A 19,265-nucleotide genomic window follows, 5' to 3' on the forward strand; every position below is an offset into this window, starting at 1 on the left:
CCCGAGGAGCACAACCATGTCCAGCACTGTCTCCCGTGTCCGTGCCGCCTACGCACGCATCGAGGCCGTCGACCGGCCCGAGATCTGGATCGACCTGCGCCCGCAGGAGGAGACCGAGGCGGAGGCCCGCGCGATCGACGAGCGGGTGACCGCGGGGGCACACCTTCCCCTCGCGGGCCGCCTGCTCGCCGCCAAGGGCAACATCGACGTGCACGGGCTGCCCACGACGGCGGGCTGCCCGGCGTACGCGTACGAACCGCAGGCCGACGCTCCCGCGGTGGCCCGCCTGCGGGCGGCCGGCGCGCTCGTCCTCGGCACCACCAATCTCGACCAGTTCGCGACCGGCCTGGTGGGCACCCGCTCCCCCCACGGCGCCGTCCGCAACGCGATCGACCCCGCCCGGATCAGCGGCGGCTCCAGCTCCGGCTCGGCCGTCGCCGTGGCCCTCGGCATCGTCGACCTCGCCCTCGGCACGGACACCGCGGGCTCGGGCCGGGTCCCGGCCGCCTTCAACGGCATCGTCGGCCTGAAGCCGACACGCGGCCTGGTTCCGACGGCCGGTGTGGTCCCGGCCTGCGCGTCCATCGACTGCGTGACGGTGTTCGCCCGCACTCTCCCGGAAGCCGAGCAGGCACTGTCGTACATGGCGGCCCCGCCGGACCGCACGCTCCCGCCGCTCCCCCAGCGGGCCCCCGGCCCCTGGCGCATCGCCGTCCCGCCCCGGGCCCAGCTCGGCGAGCTGGACGAAGGCTGGGCGGAGGCGTACGAGGAGACGGTGAAGGGCCTGGCCGCCGCCGGCGCCTCGATCCGCCCTCTCGACCTGACCCCCTTCACCGAGGCGGCCGCGATGCTCTACGAGGGCGCGTTCGTGGCCGAGCGCTACACAGCGGTAGGCCCCTTTGTCGACAAACTGATCTCTTCCGGCGGCGAGGGCCTCGACCCCACGGTCGCCGGCATCATCACCCGGGCCCGTGACGTCCCGGCCCACCGGCTCTTCGCCGACCAGGAGCGGCTTCGTGACCTGCGCGGCCGCGCCCTGGCCGAGCTCGCCGACGCGGACGCCCTGCTGCTTCCCACCGCTCCGGGCCACCCCACCCTGGCCGAGGTCGCGGCCGACCCGCTGGGCACCAACGCCCGCCTGGGCCGTTTCACCAACTCCACGAACCTCTTCGACCTGGCGGCGGTGGCGGTACCGGCGGGTGAGGTGAACGGCCTGCCGTTCGGCGTGATGCTGATCGGCCCGGCGTTCACGGACGACCGTCTGGCCACCATCGCCCGAACCCTGGAACCGCGGGTGCGCCTGGCGGTGGTCGGCGCCCACCTGACCGGTCAGCCGCTCAATCCCCAGCTCCTGGCGCTGGGGGCGGTACGGGAGCGCACGACGACCACGGCCCCGGCGTACCGCCTCTACGCCCTGCGGACCAGTCCGCCCAAGCCCGGCCTGGTGCATGTCGGAGCGGGCGGGGCGGCGATCGAGACGGAGGTCTGGAGCCTGCCGGCCCAGGGCCTGGGCCGGCTGCTGGCCGCGCTCCCCCGTCCCATGGCCCTGGGCCGCGTGGAACTGGCCGACGGCACCGGCGTGCCCGGCTTCCTGTGCGAGCCCAGCGCGTCGGCGGACGCCGAGGACATCACCCGTCACGGCGGCTGGCGGGCCTTCCTGGCGTCGCGCTGACAGCCTCCGGCCCACGGAAAACCAGTGGAACGGCGTGGCCCCGCGCCGCTACCGTGCTGCCCGCCCCCGTCGTGTGATCAAGGACGTGCCGTTGTACACCGTGTGAGACCTCCCAAGCGCTGATCGGTCGCGCGCCGCACCTGTGCGCCGCGCCTCCTTTTGCTGCGGATTTCTCACTGAAACCGGTGTACTTCTGTGCTCACCAACTGGGTGGTCATGCCCACCTGCCTGCCTTTTGTCCTGCGCCGCTGCCACACCTGCGGGTGGGAACGCTTCCGGGCGAGCGGCAGGTTCCGTGTCAACGCGCATCACAAGCTCATCGACGCCTGGCTCCTCGTGCTCTGTACCGGATGCGGGGAGACGGCGAAGCTGACGCTTTTGGAGCGGGTGAACGTGCGCTCCGTGCGGCCCGATCTGCTGGACCGGCTGCACGGCAACGACCCCGGCCTGGCAGCCGAGTTGCTCCAGGATCCGGTCGTGCAGCACCGTAACCGGGTCGCCCTCGACTGGGGCGGCGCCTGGCGGCTCGACACCGGCCGATCGGATCAGCCGGGCCGTGCGGTGATCGACGTCGCGGTCCGCTTCGCGGCGCGGATCCCGGTCCGGGCGGTGCGGCTGATCGCCGAGGGCTGCGGTCTTCCGCGGGCCGAGGTCGAACGGCTGGTCGAGGAGGGGAGGATCGTCTCGGCGGTCCGGCTGGACAGCAGGCTCTCCGGCGACTTCACCTTCACGCGGCTGCGCTGAGCCCGCACGGCGAACGGGGCCTGTCCGGCGGGGTCCGCCGGACAGGCCCCACGCGGTCACACCCGTCAGCCCACCGACGAGTAGGCCACCACTCCTCGCAGCACCAGGTCGACCGCCTTGCGCGCGGTCTTCGCCACCGTCGACCCCTCTATCGGGGCCGCGGCCGAGATCTGCCCCAGCACGTCGATGACCTGCTTGCACCACCGGACGAAGTCCCCGGCGGGCATCTCGGCCTCCCGCAGCACCTCGTCAAGTCCGGTTCCGGACGCCCACATGTACGCGGCCCAGGCGAACCCGAGGTCCGGTTCGCGCTGCCCGACGCCCTCGGTCTGCGTGATCCGGAACTCCTCCTCAAGGGCGTCCAGCCGCCCCCAGATCCGCACCATCTCACCGAGCGCGGCCTTGGCCTTCCCGGAGGGCAGCTTGGGGGCCATCGCGTCGTCACCGACCCGGGCCTCGTACACCAGCGCCGAGACGCACGCGGCGAGTTCGGCGGGGCCGAGGCCCTCCCAGACACCCGCCCGCAGGCATTCGCTGGCGAGCAGGTCGAGTTCGCCGTACAGCCGGGCCAGCCGCTTGCCGTGTTCGGTGACCTCGTCCCCGCGCAGGTAGTCCAGCTCGGTCAGCAGCGCCACGATCCGGTCGAAGGTCCGGGCGATGGTGTTGGTACGGCCCTCGATGCGCCGCTCAAGCTGCGAGGTGTCCCGGACCAGCCGGTGGTAGCGCTCGGCCCAACGGGCGTGGTCCTCGCGGTCGTTGCAGCCGTGGCAGGGGTGCGCGCGGATCGCGGTGCGCAGCCGGGCGATCTCACGGTCGTCGGCCGCCTGCGACCGCTTCTTGCGGGCCCGCTCCGGGGGGATGTGCCCGGCCTTGGTGCGCAGCGCGGAGGCGAGGTCCCGACGGGACTGCGGGGAGCGGGGGTTGAAGGACTTGGGGATCCGCATCCGCTCCAGCGCCTCGACCGGCACCGGGAAGTCGATGGAAGCGAGCCGCTTGACCTGCCGCTCGGCGGTCAGCACCAGCGGCCGGGGCCCGTCGTACTGGTCGAAGCCGCGATGGCCGTTGGACCGCCCGGCGGGCAGCCCCGGGTCCAGCACCAGGGCGAGCCCGGCGTACTTGCCGGTCGGCACATGGATGACGTCGCCGGGCTTGAGCTTCTCCAGGGCGACGGCCGCCTCGGCACGCCGCTGGGCCGCGCCCTGCCGGGACAGTTCGGTCTCCCGGTCCTTCAGCTCGCGCCGCAGTCGCGCGTACTCCTCGAAGTCGCCGAGGTGGCAGGTCATGGACTCCTTGTAGCCGGTGAGCCCTTCCTCGTTGCGCTGCACCTGACGGGAGATGCCGACGACCGACTTGTCGGCCTGGAACTGCGCGAAGGAGGTCTCCAGCAGCTCCCTTGAACGGTGCCGCCCGAACTGCTCGACCAGGTTGACGGCCATGTTGTACGACGGCTTGAAGCTGGACCGCAGCGGATAGGTGCGGGTGCCGGCGAGCCCGGCGAGGTGCTCGGGGCTCATGCCGCGCTGCCACAGCACGACCGCGTGGCCCTCGACGTCGATGCCGCGCCGGCCCGCACGGCCCGTCAGCTGGGTGTACTCGCCCGGGGTGATGTCGGCGTGCTGCTCGCCGTTCCACTTGACGAGCTTCTCCAACACCACCGAGCGGGCGGGCATGTTGATGCCGAGCGCGAGGGTCTCGGTGGCGAACACGGCCTTGACCAGGCCGCGTAGGAAGAGTTCCTCGACGACTTCCTTGAAGGTGGGGAGCATGCCGGCGTGGTGGGCGGCGATACCGCGCTCCAGGCCCTCCAGCCACTCGTAGTAGCCGAGGACGTGCAGATCCTCCGGCGGGATCGACGAGGTGCGCTCCTCGACGAGGGCGCGCACCTTGTCCCGTGCCTCCTCGTCGTTGAGCCGCAGTCCCGCATGCAGGCACTGCTGGACGGCGGCTTCGCAGGCGGCGCGGCTGAAGATGAAGGTGATGGCGGGCAGCAGGCCCTCGTTGTCGAGGCGTTCGATGACTTCGGGGCGGCCCGGTGTCCACACCCGGGAGCGCTGCCGGCGCTCCCGCTCCCGGTCGGCCTCGCGCATGGCACGGCCACGTCTGCGGTCCTGGTACGACGGACGCTGTGCCTCCATGCGGGCCAGCCGGGCGAGGTCGGGGTTGACGGCCTTCTTGTGGCCCTCGCCCTCCTCGAACAGGTCGTACATCCGGCGTCCGGCGAGCACGTGCTGGAAGAGCGGGACGGGCCGGTGCTCGGAGACGATGACCTCGGTGTCGCCGCGAACGGTGTCGAGCCAGTCGCCGAACTCCTCGGCGTTGGAGACGGTCGCCGACAGCGAGACCAGGGTCACGGACTCCGGGAGGTGGATGATCACCTCTTCCCAGACGGCGCCGCGGAAGCGGTCGGAGAGGTAGTGGACCTCGTCCATGACCACGTAGCCGAGGCCGATGAGGGTCTGGGAGCCCGCGTACAGCATGTTCCGCAGGACCTCGGTGGTCATCACGACCACCGCGGCGTCCGGGTTGATGCTGTTGTCTCCGGTGAGCAGGCCCACCATGCCGTCGCCGTAGCGGCGGCAGAGGTCGGCGTACTTCTGGTTCGACAGTGCCTTGATGGGTGTCGTGTAGAAGCACTTCTTGCCCTGCATCAGGGCGAGGTGGACGGCGAACTCGCCCACGATCGTCTTGCCGGAGCCGGTGGGGGCGGCCACCAGTACGCCCTTTCCGGATTCGAGCGCCTGGCAGGCCTCGATCTGGAAGGGGTCGAGGCCGAAGTCGTACATCTCGCGGAAAGACGCGAGCGCGGTGGCCTGCTCGGCGGCCCGCCTGCGGGCCGCCGCATACCGCTCGGCCGGTGAGAGGTCCTCTGTCATCGTGCTTTCGAGCGTACCGGTCCCCACTGACAACAGGACGATCATTATCCGGAACATGGGACAACGGGCAACAAAGAGGTGCCCGCGCCGTGGGACGCGGACACCTCTCGGTGGGTCTGGCCGCTCTGTCAGGTCACGTCGTCGTAGCCGTTGACCCGGTCGGGGCCCTCGGGCAGCGCGCGGCTGGCGGAGACGGTCTCGATCTCCCCGATGTCCTCGGGGCTGAGGTCGAGGTCGGAGGCCTCGTCGTCGTCGAGGCCGTCGTCGTCGCGGCGGCGCCTGCGCCGGTCGTTGAGGAGGGAGAACGCGACCGCGCCGAAGTACAGCACCCAGATCGGCCCGGCGAGGGCCAGCATGGAGAGCGGGTCGGTGCTCGGGGTGGCCACGGCCGCGAAGACCGTGATGCCGAGGATCATCGCCCGCCACCAGCCGAGCATCCGCTTGCCGGAGATGATGCCGGTGAGATTGAGCATCACCAGGAGCAGGGGCAGCTCGAAGGAGAGACCGAAGACGATCACCATGCGCGTGACCAGCTGCAGCAGGTCGTCGAGCGGCAGCAGGTTGCTCACGCCGTGCGGGGTGAAGCCGATGAGGACCTTCGCGGTGGTCGGCAGGACCTTGTACGCGAAGAACGCGCCGGCGAAGAAGAGCGGGACTCCGGTGCCGACGAACGCGTACGCGTACTTCTTCTCGTGCCTGTGCAGACCCGGGGCGACGAAGGCCCACAGCTGGTACAGCCAGACCGGGGAGGCGAACACCACACCGGCCATCAGGGAGACCTGGAGGGCGAGCGTGAAGGGCGCGAGCAGACCGTTGATGGTGATCTGGGCGCACTGCTCGTTACCGGTGGTCTTGTTCATCTGCGAGAAGGTGTGCGCGCAACCGACCGATTCGAGGATCGGCTTGGTGAGGAAGTCGATGATGTCGTTGTAGAAGAAGGCGGCGACCACCGTGATGACGATGATGGCCAGCATGGCCTTCGCGAGCCGGTTGCGGAGCTCACGAAGGTGATCCGCGAGAGGCATCCGCCCCTCGGGATCCCTCTCCTGTTTGCGGGCAGACTTTGGCAACCCACGTCCTCATCTCGTGCGGCAGGCCGGGGGCTTCCGGCCCTGCGTCAGCGCTGGGTGGTGTCCGACGGCTCGTTGACCGGGCGGGAGCTGGTCACGTCGCCGGGGGACGCCTGGATGGTGCGCTGGGCCTGGGGCTGCTCGCTGGAGGCGGGCGCCTGGGAGGTGGTGTTGCCGTCTTCCTTCATCGCCTTGGCCTCGCTCTTGAGGATGCGCGCGGACTTGCCGAGCGAGCGGGCCATGTCCGGAAGCTTCTTCGCGCCGAACAGCAGGATGACGACGACAAGGATGAGAATGATCTCGGGGGCTCCGAGCCTTCCGAACATAAGTCTTTACCTTCTCACCGAGGCGGCTGGGTGGGGTGCTGTCCGATCGGTCGGACGTGTGTCCGAGTGATCGTGCTCTCAGCGATCGTAACGCTCAGGGGTAAACGTGAGGCAATCCCCGTGCGTACTCCCGGTCCGCGGAACGGGCCTCGTTCTCCGTGCCGCGTTCAGCAGCGTACCTGCCCCTACGGGCACCGTGACAGGGCGAAGTGACGCAAACCGCTTACGGCCCTCTACTCACACCCATTGCACAGCGGGAGTCACAGCGTGTCCACAGTACGGGCAGCACCGGCGGCCGCCCGCTCCAGGTCCTCGGCGGCCCGGTTGATCCGCCGTGCCGAGTCCGCGACCTGCGCTCCCAGCCTGCGCGCCTCCAGGAAGACCCGGACGGCGAGGACGCCGAGCACGGCGAGCCCCACGAAACCCACAGCTACCGCGACCATCGCCCAGAACATGGGGCCGAGCCTAGACGGTGGGGTGCAGACGCAGCGTCCTGACCCCGCCGCCGGTGAGCAGTTCGACGATCCGCTCGCCGGCGGGCTTGCGCACCGCGGCCCCGCAGTCGGGGCAGGTGAACGAGTAGAACGTCGTCTTGCTGGTGGCCCCGATGGCCAGGCGCAGAGCGCTCGCGGCGAGCTCGAAGCTGCCCCGGCAGTCCGGGCAGCCGGCTCTGAAGACCACGGGGACCACTCTTCTCATCCCGGCGAAGGCGGCCGCGACCGTCATCTCCCGCGCGCCCGCGCCACCGGAACCCGAAGGCTCGTCCAGAATCCCCGAAGACTCGTTCAAAGCCCCTGCCCTTCCTCGTCGCCGTGTCCCACCTGGTCGTACGCCGTCAGTGCCTCGCGGGCCGCCCGGCGGGCGCTGTCGGCCAGCTCGGGCGGCGACACGATCCGGCCGTCGCCGCCGAGCCTGAGCGCCAGCCGGCGCAGGGAGGCCGGATCGGGGGTGCGCAGGGTAATACGGAGCCCGCCGTCGGGAAGCTCATCCGCGCTGTCGTGCGGGTAGTACTCGGCGACCCAGCGGCCGGCCGGGCCGACCTCGACGACCACCTCGGGGTCCTCGGCGGCCGGCTGCACGAGGGCCTCGGAGAGGTCGCGGAGCTCGATCTCGGGGGGTGCGGACGGCTCGTCGAGGATCTTGATCTCGGCGACCCGGTCGAGCCGGAAGGTGCGCCGCGCCTCGGAGCGGCGGCACCAGGCCTCCACGTAGGTGTGGCCGACGCTGACCAGGCGGATCGGGTCGATCTCGCGCTCGGTGACCTCGTCGCGGGCGGGTGAGTAGTAGCGGATCCACAGCCGGCGGCGCTCGGCGATCGCCCGGTCCACGTCGGCGAAGACGCCGCCCTCGGACTCGAAGGTCACCGACAGCCGGGCGCTGGCGTCGCCCGCCTCGCCGGCCGCGGTCTCCACCTTGGCGGTGGCCCGCAGCAGCGCCTGCCGGTCGCCCTCGCGCAGGCCGGGCAAAGTGGCCACCGCGCGGGCGGCGACCAGGAGCGCGGTCGCCTCGTCGGCGGCGAGTCGCAGCGGTTCGGCGGCCTCCTCGCCGAGCGCGGCCGCGTTGTGCCACCAGATCCGCTCGCCGTCGGTGTCGATGTCCAGCAGATCGCCGCCGCGGAAGCTGGTGCCGCACATGGGCAGCACGTCGAGGTCGGAGACCAGCTCGTCCTCGGTGATGCCGAAGGCGCGCGCCACGTCCGCGATCCGGGCGCCGGGGCGCTCGCGCAGGTAGGTCACCAGGGAGAGCATCCGCCGGGTCTGGTCGATGGCGTTCACGGGCCTGACCGGTTTGCCTGCCACTGCCTTGCTCCGCTCCCCCTCAGCCCTTGGCCACGGCACGCAGCCGGTCCATGACGTCCGCCCGCAGCTCGGCCGGTTCCAGGACCACCACGTCCGGCCCGAACTCCACCAGCCAGGCATCCAGCCCGTGCCCGTACGGAATCTCCAACTCGTCCCACCCGTCGCCGAGTTCCCGCACCGCCGTGGCCTTCGCCCGAAGGGGGTACCCGGACCCCGAGCGCAGCCGGATCAGCGCGGAGCGGTCGGCGATCTCCCCGGCCCAGCTCGCCACGGTCTCGCGGACGGTGACGACGTCCGGGACCGGCGCGGTGAAGGCGGTGCCCCGGGAGCGGACCTTGCCGGTGATCCGGGACAGCCTGAACACCCGCTCGGCACCCCGGTCGCGGTCCCAGCCGGCCAGGTACCAGTGGCCGCGCCAGCACTCCAGGGCCCAGGGCTCCACGTTCCGGGTCTCGGGGCGGGCGGCGGTGGCCTTACGGTAGTCGAAGAGGACCGGGCGGCGGTCCCGGCAGGCCAGCATCAGCGGCTCGAAGGCGGCCTCGTGCACGGGGATCCGCGGCTCCAGGGCGCCATGGGCCTCGTACGGGTCGACGTCCTCGGGGAGGCCTGCCGCGCGCAGCTTCTGCAGGGCGCCGCTGGCGGCGCCGGCGAGCCGGGCCTGCTGCCAGACCTTGGCGGCGAGGCCGAGGGCGGCGGCCTCCTCGGCGTCCAGGGTGATGGGGGGCAGGCGGTTGCTGTCGCGGCGCGCGAGGTAGCCGACCTCGCCGTCCAGGTTCTCGACGGTCTCGATCACCAGTCCGAGCTCGCGGAGATCGTCCTTGTCCCGCTCGAACATCCGGTTGAAGGAGTCGTCGCTGCCCGCCGCACCCTTTCCCGGCCCGGCGGCCTCGACGTATGCCTCGATGGAATCCCGCAGCTCACGCTTGCTGAGCGGCCGCCGCGTCCCCAGCAGGCACAGCGCCAGGTTCATCAGCCGCTCGGCCTTGGCAATGGCCATCGACGCCCTTCGCCTTCCCTATGGTGCTTCTGACCGATGACCGTACCGCTCCGGAGTGTCACGGCAAAAGCCAGTACAGACAACGAGGACCGAAACGGACACGACCCGACAAACACCGAGGGCCCGCGCGCACGGCACGGGCCCTCGGCCGGCCGGTTCCCGGCCAGGACCGGTCGGCGCGTGACGGCGCCGGCCCGGGAGGGGGATCAGACCCCGATCAGGTCCACGACGAAGATCAGCGTCTCGCCGGGCTGAATCGCCGGCGTCGGGCTCTGGTTGCCGTACGCCAGGTGGGCCGGAATGGTCAGCTGGCGCCGGCCGCCGACCTTCATGCCCTGCACACCCTGGTCCCAGCCCTTGATGACCCGGCCCCCGCCCAGCGGGAAGCGGAACGGCGCGCCCCGGTTCCAGCTGGCGTCGAACTCCTCGCCGGTGCTGAACGCGACACCCACGTAGTGCACGGTGACGGTCTGGCCCGCCTGCGCCACCTCACCGTCGCCCTCCCAGATGTCCTTGATCTCCAGGTCGGCCGGGGGCTCGCCCTCAGGGAAGTCGATCTCGGGCTTGTCGATGCTCACGTCTTAGGCTCCTGCTTGTGTAACGACACGGAACCCGGACAGTCTTTCATCCCCGCCCCGGTACCGCCCGCGCGACTACATCGCCGCGAGGATGTCCACCGAGAACACCAGCGTCGAACCCTTCTTCACCACACCACCGCTCGGCGGGTTGTTCCCATAGGCCAGGTCCGGCGGCGTGACGACCATGATCCGGCTGCCCACCTTCTTGCCGGTGATCCCCTGCGCCAGCCCCTTGACGACCTGCTGCATCTGCTCGACCGAGAACTGGGCCAGCCGCCCGCTCTCATACGTCTCCTCGAAGACCTTGCCGCTGTCCCAGACCTCGCCCTTGAACTGGCACAGGATCGTCTGCGCCGCCTGCACCTCGGGGCCGTCGCCCTCCAGCACGTAGTTCGACACCAGCTTCTTCGGCGGGTCCGCCTTGGGAATGTCGATCGACGGGGCCTTCCCGTCCGTGTTGGTGCCGACCTTCGGCAGCGCGGAGTCGCTCTGCGCGACCTCCTTGCCCGTGCTGGAGCTCTTCGAGTTGTACGAGTTCAGCACGTCCACCACGAACACCAGGGTGTCGGTCCCCTTGATCCCCGCCTGCGAGTTGCCCGAACTGCCGTACCCCCACGTCGGCGGCACGGCCATCAGCACCCGGCTGCCGACCTTCTTCCCGGCCAGCGCGTACCGCCAGCCGTCGATGATGCTGCCCGCGGCGAGCTGCATGAGCAGCGGCGTACGGTCGTACGACTGGTCGAAGACCTTCGCCGTGGACCAGATCTGCCCCAGGTAGTTGGCCTGGATGAAGTCGTTCTCCGCGACCGTCTTCCCGCCGCCCGCGATCACCGTCTTGACCGCCAGGTCCTTCGACGGGTCCCCGCTGCCCTTGGCGACCGTGGGCTTCTCGTCGAACTTCGTGCCCGCCGTGATCGCCGGCAACGGACCGTCCACGATCTTCGGCGGCGGCACCGAAGCAGAGGCCGACGGCGAGGCGCTGGCCTTGCTGGAGGAGGACGACTTGTCACCACACCCGGCGAGCGTGACCAGTCCTGCGGGAACAGCGGCAAGGAGAAGAGAGCGTCGGCGCACGGAAGAGCCTCGTAATCGGTCGATCTTGCGGATGGCGTGCGCGCAACTCTACGACGTGCCAAGGGCGCCGTACGGAAAACGTACGGCGCCCGTGTGGCGTTGTGCGACGAACGCTCACATACCGGCGATGAGCTTCTCCACCCGGTCGTCGACCGAACGGAACGGGTCCTTGCACAACACCGTGCGCTGCGCCTGGTCGTTGAGCTTCAGATGCACCCAGTCGACCGTGAAGTCCCGGCGCTGCTCCTGGGCCCGCCGGATGAAGTCACCGCGCAACCGCGCCCGAGTCGTCTGCGGCGGCACCGACTTGCCCTCGAAGATCTTCAAGTCATTGCAGATCCGCGCGGCTTGCCCCTTCTTCTCCAGCAGGTAATACAGACCCCGACGACGGTGAATGTCGTGATAAGCGAGGTCTATCTGCGCCACCCGCGGATGAGACATGGTCATGTTGTGCTTGGCCCGGTACCGCTCGATGAGCTTGTACTTCATCACCCAGTCGATCTCGGTGCCGATCCGGTCCAGGTCCTCGGCCTCGATCGCGTCCAGCGTCCGGCCCCACAGCTCCAGCACCTGCTCGACCGTGCCGGTACGGATACCGCGGCGCTCACAGAAGTCCACGGCCTTCTCGTAGTACTCCCGCTGCACCTCCAGTGCGGAGGCCTCCCGGCCGCTGGCCAGGCGCACCTTGCGCCGGCCCGTGATGTCGTGGCTGACCTCGCGGATCGCCCGGATCGGGTTCTCGAGGGTCAGGTCACGCATCACCGTGCCCGCCTCGATCATGCGCAGCACCAGGTCGGTGGCACCGACCTTCAGCAGCATCGTCGTCTCGGACATGTTCGAGTCGCCCACGATGACATGCAGCCGGCGGTAGCGCTCGGCGTCCGCGTGCGGCTCGTCGCGCGTGTTGATGATCGGCCGGGAACGCGTCGTCGCCGAGGAGACGCCCTCCCAGATGTGCTCCGCCCGCTGGCTCACGCAGTACACCGCACCACGCGGCGTCTGCAGCACCTTGCCGGCGCCGCACAGCAGCTGCCGGGTCACCAGGAACGGAATGAGAATGTCCGCGAGCCGGGAGAACTCCCCGTGCCGCGCCACCAGATAGTTCTCGTGGCAACCGTACGAGTTGCCCGCCGAGTCGGTGTTGTTCTTGAAAAGGTAGACGTCGCCCGCGATTCCTTCCTCATGCAGGCGTCGTTCGGCGTCCACCAACAGTCCTTCGAGAATGCGCTCGCCGGCCTTGTCGTGGGTGACCAGTTCGATCACATTGTCACACTCGGGTGTCGCGTATTCCGGATGTGAGCCCACGTCGAGATAGAGCCGGGCGCCGTTCCGCAGAAAGACATTGCTGCTACGGCCCCATGACACGACACGGCGGAAGAGGTACCGCGCCACCTCGTCAGGCGACAGGCGGCGCTGTCCCCTGAACGTGCACGTGACGCCGTACTCGTTCTCCAGCCCGAAAATGCGGCGGTCCATGACTGAACATTACGCCCGATCCCCTGAGCTGAAACGGGGTTCGGCAGCACGATTTGGATCATTTTCCGAACCGGCCGCAACCACCGTGCCCCCACCGGGAGCTGCGAGGACCCGCCCGGTGACCGCCAGGACCAGCAACGACACGGCCCCCGCCGCACCCGGCACGGCAAACCCCCACAGCACCCCGCCCGCCTCGACGACCGGGCCCGCCAGGCCCGTTCCCACCGACGCCCCCACTGTGAACGTCGTCACAAGCCAGGAGAACGCCTCGGTGACCGTACCGCTCGGCGCATGCCGGTCCACCAGCACGAACGCACACGCGATCGCCGGCGCCAGGAACACTCCGGCCAGCACGGTGAGCAGCACCATGGCCACCGCACCCGGCATCAGCATCAGCGGCAGGTAACACACCGCCAGAAGGGCGACCAGTGCCCGCAGTCGCCGCGCCGGCTCCCCCGTCCACTGCCGCGACCCGTAGACCGTGCCCCCCACCAGCGCACCGAGCCCCAGTGCGGCCATCAGCCAGCCGTACACCACGTCACCGCCGTGGCCGTCCGCGTACGGCACCGACGCGACCGTGATGGACCCCAGCGCCATCCCCACGAACAGGAACGCCGCCAGCAGGGCCAGCAGCCCCGACGAGCGCAGCGCGCCCAGCCAGTGCGCCTCACGCGGCGCCGAACGCCACGCCCGCGACGGCGGCGAGACCACCACCGACAGCGCCCCGAGGACACCCACCACGTTCACGACGAGCAGCGCCGCCTGCGCCGACCACAGCGACACACACAACGTCACCAGCAACGGTCCCACGGTGAACATGACTTCCTGCGCCACCGCGTCCATCGCGTACGCCGTGTGCACCCGCTCCTCCGCTCCGAGAACACTCGGCCACAGAGCCCGCAGACCGCCCTCCAGCGGCGGCGCGCACAGCCCGGCCGCCGCCACTGCGGCAGACGCGACCGGCAGCGACCCGGTACCCGCGAAGGCGAAGACGGCCATCCCCACGGCCGACGCGAACGCCGCCGGCAACTGGACCCGCGGCTGCCCGTACAGGTCGACCAGCCGCCCGAGCACCGGCTGACCGACGGCGTTGGCCACCCCGTACACCGCCGCGAGCGCCCCCGCGAGGCTGTACGTACCCCCCTGCGCCCGCACGAACAGCACGATCGCGAGAGCGGCCGTCGCGTTCGGCAACCGCCCCACCAGCGTCCCCGTCAGCAGCCGGGCCGCATGCCTCGCCCTGAGGATCTCCAGGTACCCCGCGGCCATGACCCGCCTCCAAGTTTTACGTATAACCCCGTCTCCCATACGTACCATGTGCGCAGTTCACACGTCCAGACGAAGGAGCCCACCCCCGGTGCCACGCAGCAGCACGCGCCCGACGAGCCGCGACGTCGCCCAGGCAGCCGGCGTCTCCCAGGCAGCCGTGTCGCTCGTGCTCGGCGACAAATGGCGCGGCCGCGTCTCCGAAACCACCGCCGAACGCGTCCGCGAAGCCGCCCGCGACCTCGGTTACCGCCCCAACCTCGCCGCCCGCAACCTCCGCCTCGGCCGCACCCGCACCGTCCTCCTCGTCGTCCCCGCCCTCACCACCGAGTTCTTCGCAGGCGTCTACACCGGCGCCGCCCGCGTCGCCTCCGCACACGGCTTCGGCGTCGTCCTCTACCCCTCCCCCGAAGGGATCGGCCCGGCCCGCCCGTCGCCCACCACCGCCCTCAAAGGAAGGCCCTTGCGGGCCGCCCCGATCCCCGACCCCTTCGCCTCGGCCCAAGCCGCCCTCGACGGCGTCATCGCCTCCTCCATGGCCGCCGACGCCCTCACCGCCATCCGCGGCGACCAGCTCCCCCTCGTCATGCTCGACAGCGACCCCCACGGCAGCCTCGGCGCCGCCACCGTCAACCTGGACATCGCCGACGGCGTAGGCCAGGTCGCCGACCACCTCCTCGCCCTCGGCCACCGCCACTTCCTCCACCTCGCCGCCGACGTCGCCTCCTGGACCTTCGAAGTACGCGCCCGCGAACTGGCGACCCGCACCGCAGGCGTCCCCGGCACCTCGGTACGCACCGTCCACGCCCCGATCTCCATCGAAGACGCCCAGGCCGCCACCGAAGCCGCCCTCACCACCCCCGGCCCCCGCCCCACCGCCCTCGTCTGCGACGACGACAAACTCGCCGCCGGCGCCTACAAAGCCCTGCGCCGCCTAGGCCTGCGCATCCCCGACGACATCTCCGTCACCGGCCTCGACGACCTCGCCCTCGCCACCGCCATCGACCCCGAACTCACCACCGTCCGCCTCGACGCCGAACTCTTCGGCGAACGCGGCATGCAAGCCCTCCTCGCCGTCCTGGACGGCCGGGAACCCGAAGCCGGGGACATCCCCGTGGAACTGGTCGTACGGGGCTCCACAGCGCCCCCACGGCAGCCCTGACGCCACGAGAACGCCCGCGCCCCGCCCGGAAACTCCCGGGCGGGGCGCTGAGCGGGTGGAACAGGAGCAGGGCTACTCGACGTCTCCGCCGGACTCCTCGGCCTCCTCGGCCTCGGCAGCCGTGGCCGCACCGTCCGCCTCCAGCAGCCGGCCCAGCTGCGGACCGACGATCCGCTTGAACTTGCGCTGCTGCGGACGCGTACGGTCCAGCACCGCCACCTCAAGACGCTCCGCCGGAATCTCCCGCTGCGTACCGTTCGACTCCCGCGACAGAGCCGTCACCGCCAGCTTCAGAGCCTCCGCCAGAGTCATCCCGTCCCGGTGCTCACGGTCCAGATAGGTACTGATCTGCTCCGCGCTACCGCCGACCGCCACCGAACCGTGCTCATCCACGATCGAACCATCGTGCGGCAACCGGTAGATCTGATCACCCTCCGGGGTCTCCCCCACCTCGGCGACGACCAGCTCCACCTCGTACGGCTTCTCCGCCGCCGACGAGAAGATCGTGCCCAGCGTCTGCGCGTACACGTTCGCGAGACCACGCGCCGTCACGTCGTCACGGTCATAGGTGTAACCACGCAGATCGGCGTAGCGCACCCCACCGATCCGCAGATTCTCGTACTCGTTGTACTTACCGGCGGCCGCGAAACCGATCCGGTCATAGATCTCGCTGAACTTGTGCAGCGCACGGGACGGGTTCTCACCGACGAACACGATGCCGTCGGCGTACTGGAGCACAACCAGACTGCGGCCACGCGCGATGCCCTTGCGGGCGTACTCGGCACGGTCCGCCATCGCCTGCTGAGGTGAGACATAGAACGGCGTCGACACCGGTATCCGTCCCCTTCCTTAGGGTTCCGTCGAAGTCACTGGGATCACCTTGATAAGAACGCCGACGCCTACAGCAGCGCCGCGCGCGGACCGTCCGGCTGCTCCAGACGGCGCGCCAGCACCGCACGCGCCAGCTCGGAGGACTCCTCGTCGGTGAGCCGGCGGAAACCGCCCTCGGTGATCACGGTGATGATCGGGTAGATCCGGCGGGCGACATCCGGACCACCGGTCGCGGAGTCGTCGTCAGCCGCGTCGTACAGAGCCTGCACCACCAGTGTGGTCGCCTGCTCCTCGGACAGGTCGCCACGGAACAGCTTCTTCATCGCACCGCGCGCGAAGACCGAGCCCGACCCGGTGGCGGCGAAGTGGTGCTCCTCGGAACGACCGCCCGTCACGTCGTACGAGAAGATCCGCCCCTTCGCCCGGTCCACGTCGAACCCGGCGAACAACGGCACGACGGCGAGCCCCTGCATCGCCATGCCGAGATTGGACCGGATCATCGTCGACAGCCGGTTCGCCTTGCCCTCCAGCGACAGCTGAGCGCCCTCGACCTTCTCGAAGTGCTCCAGCTCCAGCTGGAAGAGCTTCACCATCTCCACGGCGAGACCGGCGGTGCCGGCGATACCGACGGCCGAGTACTCGTCCGCGGGGAACACCTTCTCGATGTCCCGCTGCGCGATCACGTTGCCCATCGTGGCCCGACGGTCACCGGCCAGCACGACCCCGCCGGGGAAGGTCACCGCCACGATCGTCGTCCCGTGCGGCGCCTCGATCACCCCCTGCGTGGGCGGCAACTGCCGCCTGCCGGGCAGCAGCTCCGGCTGGTGCTCCCCGAGAAAGTCCATGAACGAAGAGGACCCAGGCGTCAGGAAGGCAGCTGGCAGACGCCCGGTGCTACGAGTGTTGGCTTCCACAAGTTTCCTTCCAGGTAAGCAGCGGCTCGGCGAGCGGCGTCGGGCTTGTCCCTCAATTTGCCGATGGCCGAATTGCAGTTGAAGCACAGTACGCCTCGGACCCTACCCGTCTTGTGGCAGTGATCCACATGCACGGGCGGGGCAGATAGACAGATACAGCAGACGCCGCCTTGCGAGGCGATCAGTTCATCGCGCTCGACTTCGCTGAGACCGTACGTGCGCCTGAGACGACCGGCCCGGTCATCCACTGCCTTGCAGCCCTCTCCGCACCCTTGGCAATGCTTGTGCCCCACGGGGACCGCGCCGGGCTGGGGCACGCTCCTGCCCGTGGCCTCCTGCCGTTTTCGGTCCGGCTGAGGAGCGCGACCACGGCAGCGACGCTGAAGGCCGTCCAGGTCTGACCGATTGGCCGCGAAGGCTGCGCGCGGCTTGGTGACTCCGCACCGCGTGCAGCGCTTCACACTCGACTCCCCCGACACTCCCGACCTCCGCCCCCCTTCGATTCGAAGGGGAAATGGGCTTACTGCCCACCCTTTTGCACGAAGGACCTCACGAAGTCCTCTGCGTTCTCCTCAAGGACATCGTCAATTTCGTCAAGAACCGAGTCGACGTCGTCGCTCAGCTTCTCGTGCCGCTCCTTGAGGTCCTCGGAGCCCTGCGACTCTGCCGCCTGCTCCTCGACCTCCTCGGTGGAGTGCGTCGCCTTCTGCTGTCCGCCGCCGGTGTCCTTGGTTGCCATGACACTCACCCCGCTCAGTTCGCCCGACATGGTCGACAGGTCGGCTTCCTGCCGATCGGTGATGATCAGACCCTACAAGCCGGGTCCGACATCGGCCCCGCAGTTTCTCCAACGTACGGGGGCCACCTCGATGATTCCCGGGCGGCGGGATTTTGACCCGTCCGCCCGGTGCGGTCCGTGTGCCCGCTCAGCCGCCGGAAAGGACCCTGACCAGGTCTTCTGCGGTGCGGCAGCGGTCCAGGAGCTCTTTGACGTGATTTCGCGTTCCGCGTAGTGGTTCCAGGGTTGGGACGCGCTGGAGGCTGTCGCGGCCGGGGAGGTCGAAGATGACCGAGTCCCAGCTGGCGGCGGCGACGTCGTCGGCGTACTGCTCCAGGCAGCGGCCGCGGAAATAGGCCCGGGTGTCCTCAGGCGGGCTGGTACGGGCCCGTTCCACGTCGGCCTCGTCGAGGAGCCGCTTCATGCGTCCGCGGGCCGCGAGGCGGTTGTAGAGGCCCTTCTCGGCCCGTACGTCGGCGTACTGGAGGTCGAGGAGGTGCAGCTTGGCGGCGTCCCAGTCGAGGCCGTCGCGGCGGCGGTAGCCCTCCATGAGCTCCAGTTTGGCGACCCAGTCGAGTTCTCCGGCGAGGCTCATGGGGTCGTGTTCGAGGCGGTTGAGGGTGTCCTCCCAGCGGGTGAGGACGTCCTTGGTCTGGTCGTCCGCGTCGGCGCCGTAGCGCTCCTCCACGTATTTGCGCGACAGTTCGTAGTACTCCATCTGGAGCTGGACGGCGGTGAGCGTGCGTCCGCTGCGGAGGGTGACGAGGCGCTTGAGGGTGGGGTCGTGGGAGACCTGGTGGAGGGTGCGTACGGGCTGGTCGACGGCGAGGTCGACGGCGATGAAGCCGTCCTCGATCATGGAGAGGACCAGGGCCGTGGTGCCGAGCTTGAGGTACGTGGAGGTTTCCGAGAGGTTCGCGTCGCCGATGATCACGTGCAGGCGGCGGTACTTCTCCGCGTCCGCGTGGGGTTCGTCCCTGGTGTTGATGATCGGCCGCTTCAGCGTCGTCTCCAGGCCGACCTCGACCTCGAAGTAGTCGGCGCGCTGGCTGAGCTGGAAGCCGTGTTCGTGGCCGTCCTGGCCGATACCGACGCGGCCGGCGCCGGTGACGACCTGGCGGGAGACGAAGAAGGGGGTGAGGTGGCGCACGATGTCCGAGAAGGGGGTTTCCCGCTTCATCAGGTAGTTCTCGTGGGTGCCGTAGGAGGCGCCTTTGTTGTCGGTGTTGTTCTTGTAGAGGTGGATGGGCTGGGCGCCGGGGAGTGCGGCGGCTCGTTCGGCGGCTTCGGCCATGATGCGTTCGCCGGCCTTGTCCCACAGGACGGCGTCGCGGGGGTTGGTGACCTCGGGGGCGCTGTATTCGGGGTGCGCGTGGTCGACGTAGAGGCGGGCGCCGTTGGTGAGGATCACGTTGGCGAGGCCGATGTCCTCGTCGGTGAGCTGGCTGGCGTCGGCGGCCTCGCGTGCGAGGTCGAAGCCTCGCGCGTCCCGTAGCGGGTTCTCCTCCTCGAAGTCCCAGCGGGCCCGGCGGGCCCGGTGCATCGCCGCCGCGTAGGCGTTGACGATCTGGGATGAGGTGAGCATGGCATTGGCGTTGGGGTGGCCGGGGACGGAGATCCCGTACTCCGTCTCGATGCCCATTACTCGCCGTACGGTCATGCGGCCCTCCTTGCCCGGCGGAGCCCTCGGTCGTGGGCTGCGCTC

General features: G+C 69.9%; 19 protein-coding genes. 3 read left to right on the top strand and 16 right to left on the bottom strand.

Annotated features, from left to right (window positions below):
• Window positions 1-16 precede the first annotated feature (16 nt).
• Entirely contained in the window at window positions 17-1,672 is a 1,656-nt protein-coding gene (atzF, locus tag OHB00_RS11515) for an allophanate hydrolase (RefSeq protein WP_406433883.1), read from the top strand.
• A 195-nt stretch (window positions 1,673-1,867) separates the two neighbouring features.
• The gene (locus tag OHB00_RS11520) at window positions 1,868-2,416 is read left to right on the top strand and encodes a DUF1062 domain-containing protein (RefSeq protein ID WP_406433885.1); all 549 of its coding nucleotides are present in this window, start codon (window positions 1,868-1,870) and stop codon (window positions 2,414-2,416) included.
• Between the two features lie 65 nt (window positions 2,417-2,481).
• Here OHB00_RS11520 and OHB00_RS11525 read toward each other — a convergent pair whose 3' ends face one another.
• From OHB00_RS11525 to OHB00_RS11575, 11 genes are all read right to left on the bottom strand, one after another.
• On the bottom strand, window positions 2,482-5,334 hold the full coding sequence (locus OHB00_RS11525; protein WP_406433887.1) for a DEAD/DEAH box helicase: 2,853 nt from the start codon (window positions 5,332-5,334) through the stop codon (window positions 2,482-2,484).
• An 83-nt stretch (window positions 5,335-5,417) separates the two neighbouring features.
• Window positions 5,418-6,359 (bottom strand): twin-arginine translocase subunit TatC, encoded by a 942-nt coding sequence (gene tatC, locus OHB00_RS11530; protein WP_406433889.1) that lies wholly within the window; start codon window positions 6,357-6,359, stop codon window positions 5,418-5,420.
• Between the two features lie 47 nt (window positions 6,360-6,406).
• Window positions 6,407-6,685: a Sec-independent protein translocase subunit TatA gene (gene tatA / locus OHB00_RS11535; RefSeq protein WP_406433891.1), complete on the bottom strand. Its 279-nt coding sequence runs from the start codon at window positions 6,683-6,685 to the stop codon at window positions 6,407-6,409.
• 260 nt (window positions 6,686-6,945) lie between these two features.
• The gene (locus OHB00_RS11540) at window positions 6,946-7,140 is read right to left on the bottom strand and encodes a hypothetical protein (RefSeq protein WP_361291532.1); all 195 of its coding nucleotides are present in this window, start codon (window positions 7,138-7,140) and stop codon (window positions 6,946-6,948) included.
• A 10-nt stretch (window positions 7,141-7,150) separates the two neighbouring features.
• On the bottom strand, window positions 7,151-7,411 hold the full coding sequence (locus tag OHB00_RS11545; RefSeq protein WP_406445734.1) for a hypothetical protein: 261 nt from the start codon (window positions 7,409-7,411) through the stop codon (window positions 7,151-7,153).
• A 59-nt stretch (window positions 7,412-7,470) separates the two neighbouring features.
• Window positions 7,471-8,484 (bottom strand): helix-turn-helix transcriptional regulator, encoded by a 1,014-nt coding sequence (locus OHB00_RS11550; protein ID WP_406433893.1) that lies wholly within the window; start codon window positions 8,482-8,484, stop codon window positions 7,471-7,473.
• 19 nt (window positions 8,485-8,503) lie between these two features.
• The gene (locus OHB00_RS11555; RefSeq protein WP_406433895.1) at window positions 8,504-9,481 is read right to left on the bottom strand and encodes a helix-turn-helix transcriptional regulator; all 978 of its coding nucleotides are present in this window, start codon (window positions 9,479-9,481) and stop codon (window positions 8,504-8,506) included.
• Window positions 9,482-9,687: 206 nt separating this feature from the next.
• Window positions 9,688-10,059: an FKBP-type peptidyl-prolyl cis-trans isomerase gene (locus OHB00_RS11560; protein ID WP_406433897.1), complete on the bottom strand. Its 372-nt coding sequence runs from the start codon at window positions 10,057-10,059 to the stop codon at window positions 9,688-9,690.
• Window positions 10,060-10,134: 75 nt separating this feature from the next.
• On the bottom strand, window positions 10,135-11,133 hold the full coding sequence (locus OHB00_RS11565; protein ID WP_406433899.1) for an FKBP-type peptidyl-prolyl cis-trans isomerase: 999 nt from the start codon (window positions 11,131-11,133) through the stop codon (window positions 10,135-10,137).
• Window positions 11,134-11,247: 114 nt separating this feature from the next.
• Window positions 11,248-12,609 (bottom strand): Pup--protein ligase, encoded by a 1,362-nt coding sequence (gene pafA, locus OHB00_RS11570; protein ID WP_009297738.1) that lies wholly within the window; start codon window positions 12,607-12,609, stop codon window positions 11,248-11,250.
• Window positions 12,610-12,618: 9 nt separating this feature from the next.
• Window positions 12,619-13,878, bottom strand: a complete 1,260-nt coding sequence (locus OHB00_RS11575) for an MFS transporter (protein ID WP_406433901.1) — start codon at window positions 13,876-13,878, stop codon at window positions 12,619-12,621.
• Between the two features lie 88 nt (window positions 13,879-13,966).
• Between OHB00_RS11575 and OHB00_RS11580 the strand changes: the two genes are divergently transcribed.
• Complete coding sequence (locus OHB00_RS11580; RefSeq protein ID WP_406433903.1) at window positions 13,967-15,037, top strand: LacI family DNA-binding transcriptional regulator; 1,071 nt, start codon at window positions 13,967-13,969, stop codon at window positions 15,035-15,037.
• A gap of 72 nt (window positions 15,038-15,109) precedes the next feature.
• On the opposite strand, the gene prcA is transcribed toward OHB00_RS11580, so the two are convergent.
• The 5 genes from prcA to dop form a co-directional block, all read right to left on the bottom strand.
• Window positions 15,110-15,868 (bottom strand): proteasome subunit alpha, encoded by a 759-nt coding sequence (prcA, locus tag OHB00_RS11585; protein WP_406433905.1) that lies wholly within the window; start codon window positions 15,866-15,868, stop codon window positions 15,110-15,112.
• Between the two features lie 68 nt (window positions 15,869-15,936).
• Window positions 15,937-16,782: a proteasome subunit beta gene (prcB, locus tag OHB00_RS11590; RefSeq protein WP_406433907.1), complete on the bottom strand. Its 846-nt coding sequence runs from the start codon at window positions 16,780-16,782 to the stop codon at window positions 15,937-15,939.
• The gene (locus OHB00_RS11595) at window positions 16,734-17,261 is read right to left on the bottom strand and encodes an endonuclease VII domain-containing protein (RefSeq protein ID WP_406433909.1); all 528 of its coding nucleotides are present in this window, start codon (window positions 17,259-17,261) and stop codon (window positions 16,734-16,736) included. The genes prcB and OHB00_RS11595 overlap by 49 nt, the downstream gene beginning before the upstream one ends.
• 41 nt (window positions 17,262-17,302) lie before the next feature.
• Window positions 17,303-17,521, bottom strand: coding sequence for a ubiquitin-like protein Pup (locus OHB00_RS11600; protein WP_132889128.1), 219 nt, complete (start codon window positions 17,519-17,521; stop codon window positions 17,303-17,305).
• Between the two features lie 187 nt (window positions 17,522-17,708).
• A complete protein-coding gene (gene dop, locus OHB00_RS11605; protein WP_406433911.1) occupies window positions 17,709-19,220 on the bottom strand; it encodes a depupylase/deamidase Dop in 1,512 nt (503 codons plus the stop codon).
• Window positions 19,221-19,265 lie beyond the last annotated feature (45 nt).

Origin of the sequence: Streptomyces sp. NBC_00631 (genome assembly GCF_045206895.1) — a bacterium.
GTDB lineage: Bacteria > Actinomycetota > Actinomycetes > Streptomycetales > Streptomycetaceae > Streptomyces.